This window comes from Stenotrophomonas maltophilia (assembly GCF_006974125.1).
Classification (GTDB): Bacteria; Pseudomonadota; Gammaproteobacteria; order Xanthomonadales; family Xanthomonadaceae; genus Stenotrophomonas; species Stenotrophomonas maltophilia_O.
This window is the reverse complement of sequence record NZ_CP037858.1, coordinates 3,224,484-3,240,520: the sequence shown is the minus strand read 5'-3', so window position 1 is coordinate 3,240,520 and position 16,037 is coordinate 3,224,484. Positions and strand designations below refer to the sequence as shown.

Below are 16,037 nucleotides of genomic sequence, written 5' to 3'. Positions count from 1 at the left end.
GAAAAAGGGGACGGAGGGAATTAAGTCGCTTATGGCACATGGGGCAAAAGCGACTTAATTCCCTCCGTCCCCTTTTGGGTGCCGCGCGCTACGCTATGCCGCCTGTTTACTGGAGTTTTGCCCCGATGACCACCCGTCGTTTCCTGCAGCTGGATGTGTTCTCCCCGCGCGCCGGCGCTGGCAATCCGCTGGCCGTTGTACTCGACGCCGAAGGCCTGGACGACGCCAGAATGCAGGCCATCGCGCGCTGGACGCGCCTGCCGGAGACCACCTTCGTGTTTCCGCCGCAGGCGCCCGGCACCAGCTATCGATTGCGCATGTTCAGCCCGCAGAAGGAAGTCCCGTTCGCAGGCCACCCCAGCGTCGGTACCGCGCATGCGGTGCTGCAGGCGGGCCTGGCCGCACCGGTCGACGGTGTGCTGGTGCAGGACGGCATTGCCGGCGCCCTGCCGCTGCGTGTCAGTGGCGAAGGCGCGCAGCAGCGCATCGCCATCCGCACCCCGCGCGCGCAGCTGGCCGAAACCGCCGAGGCCACCGATCCGCGGCTGCAGGCAGCACTGAAGGGCTGGCCATTGGGCACGTTGCCGCCGGCACGCATGCAGGGTGGCCGCAGCTGGTGGGTGGTGCAGGTGGCCGATGAAGCCGCGTTGCGCGCCCTGCGTCCGGATTGGGATGCGGTGGCGGCATTGGCTGAATCCACCGACAGCATGGGCGTGTTCGCCTATGCCTTCAGCGATGGCCGCGAGGGATTCGACCTGGCCGTGCGCGCCTTCGTCGGCAACGGTCGCCGCTTCGAAGACGCCGCCTCGGGTGCCGCCAACGCCGTGTTGGCCGCGTGGCTGGACCTGCGCGAGGCCCTGCCGCGGGGCCGTGCGCCGTACGAAGTCAGCCAGGGCCGCGAAGTCGGCCACGATGCGCGCCTGACCCTGTTGGTCGATGAGGACGGCGAGGTCTGGTCCGGCGGCCAGGTGCAGACGGTGATTACCGGCACCCTTGACTGGTAAACGCCGCAGGGTAGAGCCGAAGGCAGCGGCAGGAGCCGCTGCCAACGTCGGACGCGACGGCCCGGAGGGTGGCGGCCAGGAAGGCCGCCATAACGCTGGCCGGCTGCCTCTGCAATCATCGATTCATGCAGTTGCCGGCCAGCGGCCGGCACTACCCTGGGTCAGCCCAGCTCGGCTTCCAGGCTGATCGGCACCGCGCTCAACGCCTTGGACACCGGGCAGTTCTGCTTGGCATCATCGGCAATCGCGCGGAATTTCGCCGCGTCGATACCCGGCACAACGGCCTTCACTTTCAACCGGATCTGCGACAGCTGCGGGCCGCCTTCCAGCGACAGATCGACCTTGGCTTCGGTATCCAGCGAGGTCGGGGTAAAGCCGGCTTCGCCCAGCTTGGCCGACAGCGCCATGGTGAAACAGCCGGCGTGCGCGGCAGCGATCAGTTCTTCCGGATTGGTGCCCTTTTCGTCGCCGAAACGGCTGTTGAAGCCGTAGCGGGTCTTGTCCAGCAGGCCACTCTGCGGCGTGCTCAACTGCCCCTTGCCCGACTTCAGGTCGCCTTCCCAGTGCGCGGTGGCGTGTCGCGAGATTCCCATGTGCTGCTCCTGCGTGACGGTGATGAACGATCACCCTCGCACGTGGCGCGTTAGCCCTGCGTCGCTCCGCCGCACGCGCCACGTCGCTCCGGCGCTGGGCAGATGGACACTTCCTCACCAGCCGGAAACGCATTTCCCCCTTGTTTTCAGTGGTTTCGCGCATCCTGCCGATGACCAGGCGCTGGCGGCCAGCCGCGCCCCGACACCCCCGTCCGCCATCGCCGGCCATGTACTGAATCGGCCTGGATATGAAAAAACATGCACTTTCCGCGCTTCGGGCTATTGGCGGCGCCCGAGAGTTGCCCTACATTGCGCTTGCCGACGGGGTTCGGCGCCGACCAAACAACCAACCGTTCACGGAACAGGAAACCATGGCAAAGACCGCTAAGAAGGCTGCCCCGAAGAAGGCAGTGAAGAAAGTCGCGACGAAGGCAGCCGCCAAGCCGGCCGCTCCGAAGCCGATCAAGGAAGTGCTGACCAAGTCCGGCCTGGTTGCACACATCGCTGAAGCCTCCGGCGTCATCGCCAAGGACGTCCGCGCTGTGCTGGCCTCGCTGGAAAGCGCCGTCGCATCCTCGGTGCACAAGAAGGGCGCTGGCTCCTTCACCCTGCCGGGCCTGCTGAAGATCACCACCGTCAATGTGCCGGCCAAGCCGAAGCGCAAGGGCATCAACCCGTTCACCAAGGAAGAACAGTGGTTCGCCGCCAAGCCGGCTACCACCAAGCTGAAGGTGCGTCCGCTGAAGAAGCTGAAGGACGCCGCGCTGTAAGCGCGCGCCCCAACGCGGATTCCGACGGGACGGCTCCGGCCGTCCCGTTTTTTTTGTCCCAACCACGGCCCGCAACACAGCGTTGCCGCATCCCCGGGAATGCCCGTACAGGCCCGTCGCCATTGGCTGGGCCCCGCCTGCGGCGGTGCCGGAACGTACCGGGTGGAACACTGCGTGCAGCGCCGGCCGTCGCCGCCGGCCGTGGCCTTGCCTATCGTTGGCACATCCTCCACAGCTACGGCGAGCATCCCCTCATGGCCAGCCCCTCCACCCGCTACCGGATCTCGGTGACCCCCATCGAAAAGGACGGGGTGCAGTGCACCGGGCGTTGCACCATCGAACTGGAACATCGCGCCAGCCGCGACCTGATGCGCCTGCTGGAAGCGGCACCGCGCACCGCCGGGCTCAGCGGCGATGAACGTGCGACCCTGGTGATTGCCACCCAGCTGCTGCGCGACATCGTGCAGCGCCACGCCGAAACCGATGGACACGCGTTGGCCGCCATCGCCGGGCAGGTGCTGCCGGCGCTGGATGCACTGGAACAGTTGCCCACCTCCCGCTGACCGGGGCGCAGTCGATACACTGCCTTCTCCACGTCGCCTCGGGGAGGAGGCATGCGCAGGACTCTATTCCTGATCGCGCCACTGGTGCTGCTGGGCTGTTCCAGGCCCACTGCACAACCGGACGTTGCGCCTGCGCCATCACCAGCCAGCGCGGGAGCACAGGCCGTTGCAGACACCGACGCAGCGCCCCCGCAGTCAGCAACGATCGATCCGCTGTTCGCCGCGGTCGCTGCCGACGCCGAACCACCTTCGGTGATGCTCAACCGCTACGTGATCGCGCTGCTCAACCGCAACCGCAGCGCCAGCGACGCGGCATGGGCGATGCCACCGGCCGATCCGCACCGCGCAGATGACGCTGCGATACGCCAGTTGCAGGACCTGCGCACGCTGCGCCTGGACAGCGGAACCCCGCTGGCACGCGACGGCCGGCAGCCATCCCGGTTGCTGGAGGTGCCGGTGCGGCTCCGCGCGACCACCGCACAAGGCACCTTCCGCTTCGGCGGCTGGTACCGCGTGCAATCCAGCCCCGATGGCCGCGCCTGGCAGATCCAGTCGGCGCAACTGCGGCCAACGCTGGACTGAACCGTTGCAGCGGCATGCACGCACGATTCAGCCGCCCCGGCTACTCTTTCCTCCATCCATTCCCTGTCCAGCGGTCACCGCCATGCGCCTGCGTTCCCTGATGACCCGCCTCGCCGCCTCCACCGTACTGATCGCAGCCGCGATCGGTGCCCAGGCCGCCCCTTCCATTTCCGGCCGCGAACTGTCGGTGGGCGCCAGCGATGTGCAGCAGTACCTCGATGGCAGCTTCCCGCGCACCCAGGACGCCCTGGGCGGACTGATCGCGCTGACCATGAGCCACCCCCAGCTGAGCCTCCCGGCCGGCGAGCGCTTGAACCTCGGCATGGACGTTGCACTGGCCACCGCCGGTGGCAATCCGGCCAGACTGGGTACGGTGAAGCTCAGCAGCGGCCTGCGCTACGACGCGCAGACCCAGGGTTTCCACCTGCAGCAGCCCAGCGTGGATGACTTCACCCCCGCCAACCAGGGCGGTCGTCTCGACTCGCGCACCCGCGGCCTGCTCAACGCCTGGCTGAGCGACTACGCCCAGCGCGAGCCGATCTACAAGCTGGATCCGGCCGTGGCCGGTGTACTTGGCGCCCTGCAGGTACAGTCGGCGCAGGTGAAGAACGGCAAGCTGGTGGTCACCTTCAACCAGAACCTGGGCAACCTGGTGCCGGCAGGCGTGCTGGGCAAATAAGGTAGTGCCGGCCGCTGGCCGGCACGCTTTTCACGTGTGTGCCGGCCAGCGGCCGGCACTACCCATTGCGGGTCAGCGCTTGGGCTGCAGCATGGTGCCGGTGCACTTGGGCGAGCCGCAGCGGCACTCCCAGATCTTCTTCAGCTTGGCGGTGTGGCGCTCGGCCAGGGTGATGCCGTAGTTGTAGGTCAGTTCCTCACCGGCCTTGATGTCGCGCAGCGCTTCGATGAACACCTTGTCGCCACGGCTGTCACCGTCCTCGTCTTCCTCGATCACTGCTTCGCAGTTCGGGTCGCAGCTGTGGTTGATCCAGCGCGCGTCATTGCCCTTGTAGTTGGCATCGATCACCCAGTCGTCATTGAGGGTGAACAGGAAGGTATGGCCACTTTCGACGTCGCCGCTGTCATCGGCATCAACGTCGCCGTGGCTGCGCAGCAGGCCCTTGTACTGGATCACGCGCTCGCCCTGCTTGATCGGGGCCACGGAAAAAACACCGTTGCCGTGGATGGCGGACTTGCGGGCTTGGATCTTCTTGGGCATCGGCAAGGGAGGTCTGCAGCGAAAGGAACGCTGATTCTCGCCCATTCCGGGTGATTGCGAAAATCACCCCGTTGGCGCAGCATTGCGCCTGGCAACGGCCCCGGTGTGTCCTCCCGGCCCGGCCCCAGCGCCGGCTGAATGCCCGGGTTGGATGCCGGCGAATAAAAGCGTACAATTTCAGTCCGCTTTAAGAACCGCTCGCATTCCCATGTTGCGTGTCACCAAGCTCACCGATTACGCCACCGTGGTACTGACCGTGCTTGCCGCCCGTCCGGGCGAGGTACTCAGTGCCACCGAGCTGGCCGAATTCACCGGTCTGGAGCCGCCCACCGTCAGCAAGGTGCTCAAGCCGCTGGCCCAGGCCGGCCTGGTTGAAGGCCTGCGTGGCGTGCGTGGCGGCTACCGGCTGACCCGCCCGGCCATCGAGATCTCGCTGTTCGAAGTGGTCGAAGCAATGGAAGGGCCGCTGGCCCTGACCGAATGCAGCCACGACCACCACCAGTGCGGCATGGCGCCCAAGTGCGGCGCGCGCAGCAGCTGGCGGCTGATCAACGACGTGGTTTCCGAGGCCCTGCGCGATGTCACCCTCGCCCAGATCCTGCCCCCTCTCCCCCTTGCCGATGACGAACAGCGCCGCACCATCGCTGTCGACGTCGTCTCCTGATCCGTAGGCAGCCCCCCATGGCCACCGAAACCATCGAAAACGTCGCCCACGACGACACCCCCAACCGCGAGATCCACGAGCAGCTCGGCCGCAAGTATTCGGCCGGCTTCATCACCGAGATCGAATCGGACTCCCTGCCGCCGGGCCTGGACGAGGACACCATCCGTGCCCTGTCGGCCAAGAAGGAAGAGCCGGAGTGGATGACGCAGTGGCGCCTGGACGCCTACCGCCACTTCCTGACCATGCCGATGCCGGACTGGGCCAAGCTGGAGATCGCCCCGATCGACCTGCAGGCGCTCAGCTACTACTCCGCGCCGAAGGGCCCGAAGTACGCCTCGCTGGATGACGTGCCCAAGGAGCTGCTGGACACCTACGACAAGCTGGGCGTGCCGCTGCACGAGCGCGCCAAGCTGGCCGGCGTGGCGGTGGACGCGGTGTTCGACTCGGTGTCCGTCGGTACCACCTTCCGCAAGGAACTGGCCGAGAAGGGCATCATCTTCTGCTCGATGTCCGAGGCCATCAAGGAACACCCGGAGCTGGTCCGCCAGTATCTGGGCACCGTGGTGCCGGTGGGTGACAACTACTTCGCCGCGCTCAACTCGGCGGTGTTCTCCGATGGCAGTTTCGTGTTCATTCCCAAGGGCGTGCGCTGCCCGATGGAGCTGAGCACTTACTTCCGCATCAACGCCGGCCACACCGGCCAGTTCGAGCGCACCCTGATCGTGTGCGAGGACAAGGCCTACGTGTCCTACCTGGAAGGCTGCACCGCGCCGATGCGCGACGAGAACCAGCTGCACGCTGCAGTGGTCGAGCTGGTGGCGCTGGAAGACGCGGAGATCAAGTACTCCACCGTGCAGAACTGGTACCCGGGCGACGAGAACGGCGTCGGCGGCATCTACAACTTCGTCACCAAGCGTGCCGAATGCCGTGGCGCGCGCAGCAAGGTCACCTGGACCCAGGTCGAGACCGGCTCGGCGATCACCTGGAAGTACCCGTCCTGCGTACTGCTGGGCGACGACTCGGTCGGTGAGTTCCACTCCGTGGCGCTGACCCATCACCGCCAGCAGGCCGACACCGGCACCAAGATGATCCACATCGGCAAGCGCACCAAGAGCAAGATCGTCAGCAAGGGCATCAGCGCCGGCCGCGGCCAGAACACCTACCGCGGCCTGGTGCGTGTGGACCGCAACGCCGATGGCGCGCGCAACTATACCCAGTGCGATTCGCTGCTGATCGGCAAGCAATGCGGTGCCCATACCTTCCCCTACATCGAGGTGAAGAACCCCGGCGCCACCGTCGAGCACGAGGCCACCACCTCCAAGATCTCCGACGACCAGCTGTTCTACTGCCGCGCCCGTGGCATCAGCCAGGAAGACGCGGTGTCGATGATCGTCGACGGCTTCTGCAAGCAGGTGTTCCGCGAACTGCCGATGGAGTTCGCGGTGGAAGCCAAGAAGCTGCTGGAAGTCTCGCTGGAGGGAAGCGTCGGATGATGCGTACGTCTTTGCCCGCACTGTTGCTGCTGGGCCTTTCGCCCTGGGCGGTGGCAAACGCGGCCTGCACCCCCGAAGACCTGGCGGGTGCGACCCCGGTCAAATTGCCCGCCGGCACGGTCATCTCCACGCCGAAAGAATTTTCCATGCTGCTGACGACGCGGCAGGACGGCAGCTTCGACGCGATCCGGCCGCTCCTGAGTTCGCGCAACCGTGAGCTGGATCGCGCCGCTGCCGAATCCATCCGACAGGCCTCCCTCCCGGTCTCCTGCCTGCAAGAACCCGGTGAAGAGATCCTCGTGGTCTTCTCCGCCCTCCCCGCTCAACCTGGGCAGCCCGGCAACGGCACGGTGCAGATCGTCCGCATCGACCCCGCAGCCCCGAAATCAACCAAGTCATGACCATGCTGAAGATCGAAAACCTCCACGCCCGCATCGGCGACAAGGAAATCCTCAAGGGCCTGTCGCTGGATGTTAAGCCCGGCCAGGTGCACGCCATCATGGGCCCCAACGGCGCCGGCAAGTCCACCCTGGGCAATGTCCTGGCCGGCCGCGACGGCTACGAAGTGACCGAAGGCAGCGTGCAGTTCGACGGCGTCGACCTGCTCGACCAGGACCCGGAAGTGCGCGCCGCCGCCGGCCTGTTCCTGGCGTTCCAGTACCCGGTGGAAATCCCGGGCGTGAACAACACCTACTTCCTGCGCGCCGCGCTGAATGCACAGCGCAAGGCACGCGGTGAAGACGAACTGGACTCCATGCAGTTCCTGAAGCTGGTGCGCCAGAAGCTGGCCGTGCTGCACCTGAAGGACGAACTGCTGCACCGTGGCGTCAACGAAGGCTTCTCCGGTGGCGAGAAGAAGCGCAACGAGATCTTCCAGCTGGCCGTGCTGGAGCCGAAGCTGGCGATCCTCGACGAAACCGATTCGGGCCTGGACATCGACGCGCTGAAGAGCGTGGCCGACGGCGTCAACGCACTGCGTGCGGCCGACCGTTCGTTCCTGGTCATCACCCACTACCAGCGCCTGCTCGACTACATCAAGCCGGACGTGGTGCACGTGCTGGCCGATGGCCGCATCGTCAAGAGTGGCGGCCCGGAGCTGGCCCTGGAACTGGAAGCGCACGGCTACGATTTCCTGAAGGATCGCGTGGTGCGCGAGGCGGCGGTCTGATGAGCGCCCTGCTCGACTCCATGGCCCAGGCCTTCTGCGGCAGCGATGCGCGCCGCGAAGTGCTCGACGCGGCCCTGCGCGATGGCCTGCCGGCTGCGCGCAACGAAGCCTGGAAGTACACCTCGCTGCGCCAGCTGGAGCGCCGTGCGTTCGCCGCCGCACCGCTGACCCCGCCGGCACTGGATGCCGCACTGCTGGAGGACATCCCGGCACCGCGCCTGGTGTTCGTCAACGGCCGCCTGGATGCCGCGCTGAGCGACGTGCAGGCCCTGCCGGCCGGCGTGCAGCTGCAGCCGCTGTCGGCCGCACTGGCATCCGGCGAAGACGCCGTGCGTTTCCTTGGCCGCCGTTACGAGCGCAGCGAGGAGATCTTCGCCCGCCTCAACGCCGCACTGGCCGATGAAGGCGTAGTGCTGCGCGTGGACGAAGGCGTGCAGGTCGAAGCGCCGCTGCAGCTGGTATTCGCCAGCGTCGCCGGCGAGACCGACCTGGCCTGGCACCACCGCCACCTGATCGAACTGCGTGCCGGCGCCAGCCTGGGTGTGGTCGAGCACCGCTTCAGCGTCGGCGATTCGGCCCACCTGGACAACACCGTGCTGCACGCCCATGTCGCCCGCGATGCCGTGCTCAAGCACGCCCGCGTGCAGACCGGCAGCGCGCGCCAGACCAGCTTCCTGCGCACCGACGCGGTGCTGGCACGTGACGCGCAGTACCACCGCGTCGACCTGGAACTGGGCGCCGCGCTCAGCCGCCATGAACTGAACGTGCGCCTGGAAGGCGACAACGCCCAGCTGACCGCCAACGGCGTGCTGCTTGGCAATGGCCGCCGCCACGTCGAAACCCGCCTGGGCATCGACCACATCGCACGCGATACGAGTTGCGAGCTGCTGTGGCGTGGCGTTGCCGCCAACCGCAGCCGCGTGGTGTTCCATGGTGGCATCCAGATCCGCGAAGGCGCCGACGGCACCGACGCGAACCTGTCCAACAAGAACCTGCTGCTGTCGGCCGATGCCGAGATCGACACCCAGCCGACGCTGGTGATCGACGCCGATGAAGTGAAGGCCGCGCACGGTGCGACCGTCGGCCAGCTCGATGCCAATGCGCTGTTCTACCTGCGCTCGCGCGGCCTGCCGCAGGCACAGGCGCAGGCACTGCTGAGCGCCGCGTTCTGCCACGAGCCGCTGAAGGTCCTGCCGGACGCCCTGCGCGAGCAGCTGGCACGCCGTTTGGACAAGGCCCTGGCCGAGGCGGGTGTGGCATGAACCTGTCCACCCCGCGCCCGATCGAAACCCCCAGCGGTGCCCCCGACTGGGACCGCGTCCGCCTCGACTTCCCGCTGCTGATGCGCGAAGTGCACGGCAAGCCGCTGGTCTATTTCGACAATGCCAACACCGGCCAGAAGCCGGTGCAGGTGATCGGCGCGGTGGACGAGTTCTACCGCCGCTACAACGCCAACGTCAGCCGCGCGGTGCATGCACTGGGCAGCGAAGCCACCGATGCCTACGAAGGCGCACGCAACAAGCTGGCGCGCTTCCTCAACGTGCGCCCCAGCGACCTGGTGCTGTGCAGCGGCACCACCTTCGCCATCAACCTGGTGGCGTACTCGTGGGCGCTGCCGCGGCTGAAGGCCGGCGATGTCATCCTGGTGTCCCGCATGGAACACCATGCCAACATCGTGCCGTGGCAGCTGGTCGCCCAGCGTACCGGCGCCACCATCCGTGTGGCCGAGATCACTCCAGATGGGGCGCTGGACCTGGATGCACTGCGTGCTGCCATGACCCCCGAGGTCAAGCTGCTGGCGGTCACCCACGTGTCCAACGTGCTAGGCACTGTCAACCCGGTGCGCGAAATCTGCCGTGAAGCGCGCAAGCGCGGCATCATCACCGTGGTCGACGGCTCGCAGGCAGTGCCGCACCGCAAGGTCGACGTGGCCGCGATCGGCTGCGACTTCTACGCCATCACCGGCCACAAGATGTGTGGCCCGACCGGCACCGGCGCATTGTGGGCGCGCCGCGAGCACCTTGATGCGATGCCGCCGTTCCTCGGTGGCGGCGAGATGATCAAGGAAGTCAGCTTCGACGGCACCGTATTCAACGATGCCCCGCACAAGTTCGAAGCCGGCACCCCGAACATCGCCGGCTTCATCGGCCTGGGCGTGGCTGCCGACTACCTGCAGCAGCTTGGCCAGGAGAACGTGGAAGCACGCGAGGCCGAACTGCTGGCGCACTTCACCGAAGAGCTGCGCCGCGTTGACGGCCTGCGCATCATCGGCGAAGCGCCGGAGAAGGCCGCCGTGGTCTCGTTCCTGATCGATGGCGCGCATGCCCACGATCTGGCCACCCTGCTCGACCTGGAAGGCGTGGCCGTACGATCGGGCCAGCACTGCGCGCACCCGCTGCTGCAGTACTTCGGTGTGGCGGCCACCTGCCGTGCCTCGCTGGCGTTCTACAACACCCACGCCGAGATCGAGCGCTTCATGACCGCGCTGACCAAGGTACGCAAGCTGCTGGGCTGAGCCCGGCAGACGGGGTCAGAGCCCTTTCGCCCAGCGAAAGGGCTCTGACCCCACGCCGCTCCCCCATTTGCGCCCGCCCACGGCCCACCTAGAATGGGCCGATGAGCACCCTGACCTACCGCGCCGCCACGTCGGCCGACATCCCCGCCCTGATCACCCTGGTCACCTCGGCCTACCGCGGCGACGCCAGCCGCGTCGGCTGGACCACCGAAGCCGACCTGCTGGACGGTGCCCGCATCGACGCCGAAGGCATCCAGGGCGACCTCGACCGCCCGCGCTCCACCATCCTGCTGGCCGAACGCGAGGGCCAACTGGTGGCCTGCGCCCACGTCGCCGATGTCGACGGCAAGGGCTACTTCGGCATGTTCTCGGTCGACCCGGCCCAGCAGGGCGGTGGCGTCGGCAAGCAGCTGATGGATGCCGCCGAAGCGCACGCCGCGCGCGAATGGAACGTGCCGGTGATGCAGATGACCGTCATCGACGTGCGCGACGAACTGATCGCCTTCTACGAGCGTCGCGGCTACAGCCGTACCGGCATCAAGAAGCCGTTCCCGTATGGCGACGAACGCTTCGGCATCCCCAAGCGCGACGACCTGCGCTTCGAGATCCTGGAAAAGCCGCTGGCCGGAGCCGCCGCGTGAGCGAGGCCTGGACCTTTGTCTGTGCCGGCAACGAGCTGCTGCCGGGCGAAATGAAGAGCGTGTTCGACGAAGTGACCGGCACGCCGATCGTGGTGTTCAACCTCGACGGCGAGCTGTACGCACTGGAAGACCAGTGCACGCATGAAGAGTTCGAGCTGTCCTCGGGCGAGTTCAACACCACCGAAGGCAGCGTGGAGTGCGTGCTGCACGGCGCGCGCTTCGACGTGCGCGATGGCCGCGCCCTGTGCGCCCCGGCCTATACCCCGGTGCCCAAGTTCCCGGTAAAGCGGGAGCACGACGCGGTCTGGACCCGCGACGACCGAGACTAAAGCCGCGCCTTGAACAAGGGCATCCACCTGTGGGGTGGACCCACAGGAGGCCCACAAGGGCCTTCCCAGGGCGCTCCAAGGCCGCCCCGGCGGCCCACCATACCCCGTACATGCGAATCATTATCGTTGATGTTATTCTACGTAACATCTTCGTAACGACTCCGCTCCTGCGCCATGGCTTCGCCCGCGCCCACCGCCACGCTGTGCCAGCTTGCCCGCCAGGGGTGGCCGCTGCTTGTGGCCGTGCTGCTGACGCTGCTGCTGGGCTGGTCGGCGCTGCACGAGGGGCGTGCCAGCGATCCGGCCGCACATGGCTGGCAGGCACACGCGGATGATCTGCTGCAGACCATGCCGCTGCCGGAAACGCCGGCCGACGAATGCCCGCAACACGCCGCCCCTGCCCCCGAGCCACCGCTTGATGGCGAGGGCAGTACACCCTGCACCGGCCTGGCCCCCGCGCGTGCCACCCTGGTCGCACACATCCCGTTGTGGCGCTCCGACGCCCTGCGCTGGCAGCTGCACGATCCCGCACTGCGGTTGAACCCCGGCCACGCACCGCCCGCACCGCACGCCAGCTGAGGCGCCCTGCGGCCTTTGCCGTGCGCCTCATTGCGTTTCGGGCCAGCCGAGCATCGGCTCGGCTCTACAGCACCCGCCTCCTGCCTGCCGCCACGCCTGCGTGCCGGCCCGCACCCTTTCCCGATCCAAGCCACCGCCACCCAGACCATGACCCACATCAAGACCCGCAAGTACGCCCCGCGCGTTTCCCTGCTCGCCTCGGCCACCCTGGCCGCCGGCTTCGCACCGCTGGCCGCACAGGCCGCCGACGGCGCCGCCTCCGGCACCAGCAAGGCCACTGACCTGGACAAAGTGCAGGTGCGCGGCAGCTGGTTCAATCCGTCCTCGCCGAAGTTCACCGCTGAACTTCTGGACACCCCGAAGTCGGTCTCGATCGTGTCTGAGAAGCTGATCACCGAGACCGGCGCGACCAACCTGCAGGATGCGCTGCGCATGGTGCCGGGCATCACCTTCGGTGCCGGCGAAGGCGGCAACCCGACCGGCGATCGCCCGTTCATCCGTGGCTTCGATTCGCAGAGCAACGTGTTCGTCGACGGCCTGCGCGACGTCGGTTCGCAGACCCGCGAAATCTTCGACCTGGAGCAGGTGGAAGTGGTCAAGGGCCCGAGCTCGGCCTACGGCGGCCGTGACTCCGGTGGTGGCAGCCTGAACCTGGTGAGCAAGACGCCGAAGCTGAAGAACGAGACCAGCGCCAGCATGGGCATCGGCACCGACAGCTACGCCCGCGGCACCGTGGACGCCAACTACGTGCTGGGCGATGGCATCGCCGCCCGCCTGAACCTGATGAAGCACGAATCGGACATCGCCGGCCGTGATGCGGCCAACGTCAGCCGCTGGGGCATCGCGCCGTCCATCGCATTCGGCCTGAACGGCCCGGCGCAGCTGATCGCCAGCCATTACCACATGCAGAGCGATGACCTGCCGGACGCGGGTGGCTTCCCGTACGGCAACCCGAACGGTGCGCCGGCCTCGAAGTGGGTCGATGGCCGCCCGATGGTGCCGGACCGCAACAACTACTACGGCCTGGTCGATCGTGATTTCCAGCGCACCCGCGCCGACATCAGCACCCTGGACGCCAGCTACGACTTCGGCGGCCACAAGCTGCGCAACATCGCCCGCCTGGGCAACACCAGCAACGATTACCTGTGGACCCAGCCGGACGACAGCCAGGGCAACCCGAACAACTACGGCACCTTGTGGCGCCGTACCAACACCCGCGCCGTTGACGTCAAGAGCTTCGCCGACCAGCTGGGCCTGACCGGCGCCTTCCAGACCGGCGCGCTCAAGCACAGCTACAGCGCGGGCGTGGAGTACAGCGACGAGAAGATGACCCGCGGCAGCTATCTGATGACCCCGGGCACCAGCAACCCGCTGACCGGCAACAGCAAGTGCCCGACCACCGGTGCGGCCACCGGCTACAACTGCACCAGCTTCGCCAACCCGAACCCGAACGATCCGTGGGCGGCTACCCACTCGGTGTACCGCAGCGACAAGGCGCTGGACGTCGAGCAGCGCACCAAGACCACGTCCGCGTATCTGTTCGACACCATCGAGCTCACCGCGCAGTGGAGCTTCAACGTTGGCCTGCGCTACGACGATTACAGCACCACCCTGACCACCCCGGTGGCGGGCGCGGCACCGACCCGCGTGCGCAATGACAACGACTTCCTGAACTACCAGGCCGGCGCGGTATTCAAGCCGGCCGCCAATGGCAGCATCTACCTGTCGTGGGGCACCTCCTCGACCCCGCCGGGCATGGACGGTGGTGACGGTTCGGACGGCCTGAGCGCCGCCGTGGCCGACCTCAAGCCGCAGGACACCAAGAACCTCGAACTGGGTACCAAGTGGGACCTGCTCGACAACCGCCTGAACCTGACCGCCGCGATCTTCCACACCGTGATGAACAACGCACGTGTGACCATCGACAACGGCACCAGCCAGAATGCCGGCAAGAAGGAAATCAACGGCTTCGAACTGGGCTTCAATGGCCAGTTGACCGATGCCTGGAGCCTGTATGGCGGCTACACCTACCTGGATTCGGAACTGAAGGACAACGGCTTCGTCTGCGCCGTGTCGGGCCGCACCTGCCCGTCCAACGTCTACGTGCCGTCGCCGAACAACGGCAACGTGTTCCCGAACACCGCCAAGCACAGTGCCAACCTGTGGACCACCTACCGCTTCCCGATCGGCCTGACCGTCGGCGCCGGTGCGTTCTACTCGGACAAGCAGTACGGTGATGTCGCCAACACCAAGTGGATCGCCAGCTACACCCGCTTCGACGCGATGGCCAGCTACGCAATCCAGGACAACATCAGCCTGCAGCTGAACGTGCAGAACCTGACCGACAAGACCTACTTCACCAAGGCCTATGCCTCGCACTACGCGAGCATCGCCCCGGGTCGCTCGGCCACCCTGGCACTGAACGTGAAGTTCTGATGTAGCTCCGCTCCACCACGGCGGCAGGGTCTCCTGCCGCCGTTTTTGTTTCCGGCGATACTCACTGCATGGCCAACCGCACTCCCATCGACAGCGACGCCCTGGCCGCGCTGCTGCAGCACGACCCGCCTGCCGCGTTCGCGCACATCCGCGATGCCGCGCAGGCCGGCCAGGTCGATGCACAACTGCTGCTCGCGCAGATGCACATGGAAGGCAAAGGCACCGCGCAGGATGCCTCTGCCGCGCTACTCTGGTACGAAACCGCCGCCAACAACGGCGCACCGATGGCGATGAACATGCTCGGCCGCTGCCATGAGCTGGGCCAGGGCACCGTCGCCGACCCGACGCTGGCGGCGGTGTGGTACCGGCGCGCGGCCGATACCGGCCTGGACTGGGGCCTGTACAACCTGGCCAACCTGCTGGCCACCGGCCGCGGTGTACCACAGGACCGCGCGCAGGCGCTGGCGCTGTACACCCGCGCCGCGCACCTGGGCCACGCCAAATCGATGAACCTGCTGGCCCGCCATCTCGAGGACGGCCTGGAGATCGGGCGCGATCCGCAGGCCGCGCTGGACTGGTACCGGCGCGCCGCCGAGACCGGCGATTTCCGCGGCCAGGCCAACTACGCATCGATCCTGCTGCAGGACGGCCAGATCGAGCAGGCGGTGCACTGGCTGCAACTGGCGTTGGCCCACGGCAGCCCGGCGTTCATGGCGCACATCGTGCCGGAACTGGCGGCGTCCCCACATCCGCAGGTGCGCGCCCTGGTCGCACCGCCGTCCCCCTGAGGAGTCCTACATGCTGCTGCACATCCCCGACATTCTCAGCGCCGAGCAGGTGGCCGCATTCCGACGTCGCCTGGATGCCGCCGATTGGACCGATGGCCGCGAAACCGTCGGCCATCTGGGGGCGCAGGCCAAGCACAACCAGCAGCTGCCCGAGGCATCGCCGTTGCGCCGCGAACTGGGTGAGACCATCCTCGTTGCGCTGGCCCGGCACCCGCTGTTCTTCAGCGCGGCGCTGCCGCTGAAGTACCTGCCGCCACGCTTCAACCGCTACAGCGGTGGCGGCACCTACGGTTTCCATGTCGACGGCGCGGTGATGAACCTGGCCAACGGCGAGCAGCTGCGCTCGGACATCTCCTGCACCCTGTTCCTGTCCGATCCGGACGAGTACGAGGGCGGCGAGCTGATCATCAGCGACACCTACGGCGAACACGAAGTGAAGCTGCCCGCTGGCGACCTGATCGTGTACCCGTCCAGCAGCCTGCACAAGGTCAATCCGGTCACCCGCGGCGCGCGCGTGGCCTCGTTCTTCTGGGTGCAGAGCATGATCCGCGACGACGTGCAGCGGCGCCTGCTGTGGGAGATGGACGGCTCGATCGAACGCCTGCGGCAGACCGGTGGCGACGCCGAAGCGGTGCTGCAGCTGACCGGCGTGTACCACAACCTGCTGCGGCGCTGGAGCGAAGTCTGAGCCTG

Annotated in this window: 19 protein-coding genes; 17 read left to right on the top strand and 2 right to left on the bottom strand. The window is 67.0% G+C overall.

The genetic code is table 11. The annotated features are described in order from the left end of the window. Positions 1 to 125 precede the first annotated feature (125 nt). Entirely contained in the window at positions 126 to 1,004 is an 879-nt protein-coding gene (locus EZ304_RS14855; RefSeq protein ID WP_142807444.1) for a PhzF family phenazine biosynthesis protein, read from the top strand. Between the two features lie 161 nt (positions 1,005 to 1,165). Here the strand turns inward: EZ304_RS14855 and EZ304_RS14850 are convergent, their stop codons facing one another. Beyond that, the gene (locus EZ304_RS14850; RefSeq protein WP_049430047.1) at positions 1,166 to 1,597 is read right to left on the bottom strand and encodes an OsmC family protein; all 432 of its coding nucleotides are present in this window, start codon (positions 1,595 to 1,597) and stop codon (positions 1,166 to 1,168) included. A gap of 371 nt (positions 1,598 to 1,968) precedes the next feature. On the opposite strand from EZ304_RS14850, the gene EZ304_RS14845 reads away from it, so the two are divergent. From EZ304_RS14845 to EZ304_RS14830, 4 genes are all read left to right on the top strand, one after another. Further along, positions 1,969 to 2,367, top strand: a complete 399-nt coding sequence (locus tag EZ304_RS14845) for an HU family DNA-binding protein (RefSeq protein WP_010483539.1) — start codon at positions 1,969 to 1,971, stop codon at positions 2,365 to 2,367. Between the two features lie 254 nt (positions 2,368 to 2,621). Further along, positions 2,622 to 2,930, top strand: coding sequence for a DUF3861 family protein (locus EZ304_RS14840; protein WP_099553066.1), 309 nt, complete (start codon positions 2,622 to 2,624; stop codon positions 2,928 to 2,930). Positions 2,931 to 2,981: 51 nt separating this feature from the next. Next, the gene (locus tag EZ304_RS14835; protein WP_142807443.1) at positions 2,982 to 3,512 is read left to right on the top strand and encodes a hypothetical protein; all 531 of its coding nucleotides are present in this window, start codon (positions 2,982 to 2,984) and stop codon (positions 3,510 to 3,512) included. Between the two features lie 82 nt (positions 3,513 to 3,594). Beyond that, positions 3,595 to 4,191 carry a DUF1439 domain-containing protein gene (locus EZ304_RS14830; protein ID WP_014036282.1) on the top strand — a complete coding sequence of 199 codons (597 nt, stop codon included), beginning with the start codon at positions 3,595 to 3,597 and terminating at the stop codon, positions 4,189 to 4,191. Positions 4,192 to 4,263: 72 nt separating this feature from the next. On the opposite strand, the gene EZ304_RS14825 is transcribed toward EZ304_RS14830, so the two are convergent. Next, complete coding sequence (locus tag EZ304_RS14825) at positions 4,264 to 4,731, bottom strand: SET domain-containing protein (protein ID WP_010483549.1); 468 nt, start codon at positions 4,729 to 4,731, stop codon at positions 4,264 to 4,266. A gap of 208 nt (positions 4,732 to 4,939) precedes the next feature. Between EZ304_RS14825 and EZ304_RS14820 the strand changes: the two genes are divergently transcribed. From EZ304_RS14820 to EZ304_RS14765, 12 genes are all read left to right on the top strand, one after another. Continuing rightward, positions 4,940 to 5,395: an SUF system Fe-S cluster assembly regulator gene (locus EZ304_RS14820; protein WP_005408436.1), complete on the top strand. Its 456-nt coding sequence runs from the start codon at positions 4,940 to 4,942 to the stop codon at positions 5,393 to 5,395. 17 nt (positions 5,396 to 5,412) lie between these two features. Then, complete coding sequence (gene sufB, locus EZ304_RS14815) at positions 5,413 to 6,888, top strand: Fe-S cluster assembly protein SufB (RefSeq protein ID WP_010483551.1); 1,476 nt, start codon at positions 5,413 to 5,415, stop codon at positions 6,886 to 6,888. Continuing rightward, entirely contained in the window at positions 6,885 to 7,289 is a 405-nt protein-coding gene (locus EZ304_RS14810; protein ID WP_106549260.1) for a hypothetical protein, read from the top strand. The genes sufB and EZ304_RS14810 overlap by 4 nt, the downstream gene beginning before the upstream one ends. A gap of 2 nt (positions 7,290 to 7,291) precedes the next feature. Beyond that, the gene (sufC, locus tag EZ304_RS14805) at positions 7,292 to 8,056 is read left to right on the top strand and encodes a Fe-S cluster assembly ATPase SufC (RefSeq protein ID WP_142808106.1); all 765 of its coding nucleotides are present in this window, start codon (positions 7,292 to 7,294) and stop codon (positions 8,054 to 8,056) included. After that, positions 8,056 to 9,318, top strand: coding sequence for a Fe-S cluster assembly protein SufD (gene sufD / locus EZ304_RS14800; RefSeq protein WP_142807442.1), 1,263 nt, complete (start codon positions 8,056 to 8,058; stop codon positions 9,316 to 9,318). Before sufC ends, sufD begins: the two co-directional genes overlap by 1 nt. Further along, complete coding sequence (locus tag EZ304_RS14795) at positions 9,315 to 10,571, top strand: cysteine desulfurase (RefSeq protein ID WP_099553071.1); 1,257 nt, start codon at positions 9,315 to 9,317, stop codon at positions 10,569 to 10,571. The genes sufD and EZ304_RS14795 overlap by 4 nt, the downstream gene beginning before the upstream one ends. A gap of 101 nt (positions 10,572 to 10,672) precedes the next feature. After that, positions 10,673 to 11,212 carry a GNAT family N-acetyltransferase gene (locus EZ304_RS14790; RefSeq protein WP_099553072.1) on the top strand — a complete coding sequence of 180 codons (540 nt, stop codon included), beginning with the start codon at positions 10,673 to 10,675 and terminating at the stop codon, positions 11,210 to 11,212. Next, a complete protein-coding gene (locus EZ304_RS14785) occupies positions 11,209 to 11,541 on the top strand; it encodes a non-heme iron oxygenase ferredoxin subunit (protein ID WP_012479365.1) in 333 nt (110 codons plus the stop codon). The genes EZ304_RS14790 and EZ304_RS14785 overlap by 4 nt, the downstream gene beginning before the upstream one ends. Positions 11,542 to 11,715: 174 nt before the next feature. Next, positions 11,716 to 12,120, top strand: coding sequence for a hypothetical protein (locus EZ304_RS14780; protein ID WP_142807441.1), 405 nt, complete (start codon positions 11,716 to 11,718; stop codon positions 12,118 to 12,120). Positions 12,121 to 12,267: 147 nt separating this feature from the next. Then, positions 12,268 to 14,556, top strand: a complete 2,289-nt coding sequence (locus tag EZ304_RS14775; RefSeq protein WP_142807440.1) for a TonB-dependent receptor — start codon at positions 12,268 to 12,270, stop codon at positions 14,554 to 14,556. Between the two features lie 68 nt (positions 14,557 to 14,624). Beyond that, positions 14,625 to 15,344 (top strand): tetratricopeptide repeat protein, encoded by a 720-nt coding sequence (locus tag EZ304_RS14770; RefSeq protein WP_142807439.1) that lies wholly within the window; start codon positions 14,625 to 14,627, stop codon positions 15,342 to 15,344. A 10-nt stretch (positions 15,345 to 15,354) separates the two neighbouring features. After that, positions 15,355 to 16,032 carry a Fe2+-dependent dioxygenase gene (locus EZ304_RS14765; RefSeq protein ID WP_142807438.1) on the top strand — a complete coding sequence of 226 codons (678 nt, stop codon included), beginning with the start codon at positions 15,355 to 15,357 and terminating at the stop codon, positions 16,030 to 16,032. Positions 16,033 to 16,037: the final 5 nt, after the last annotated feature.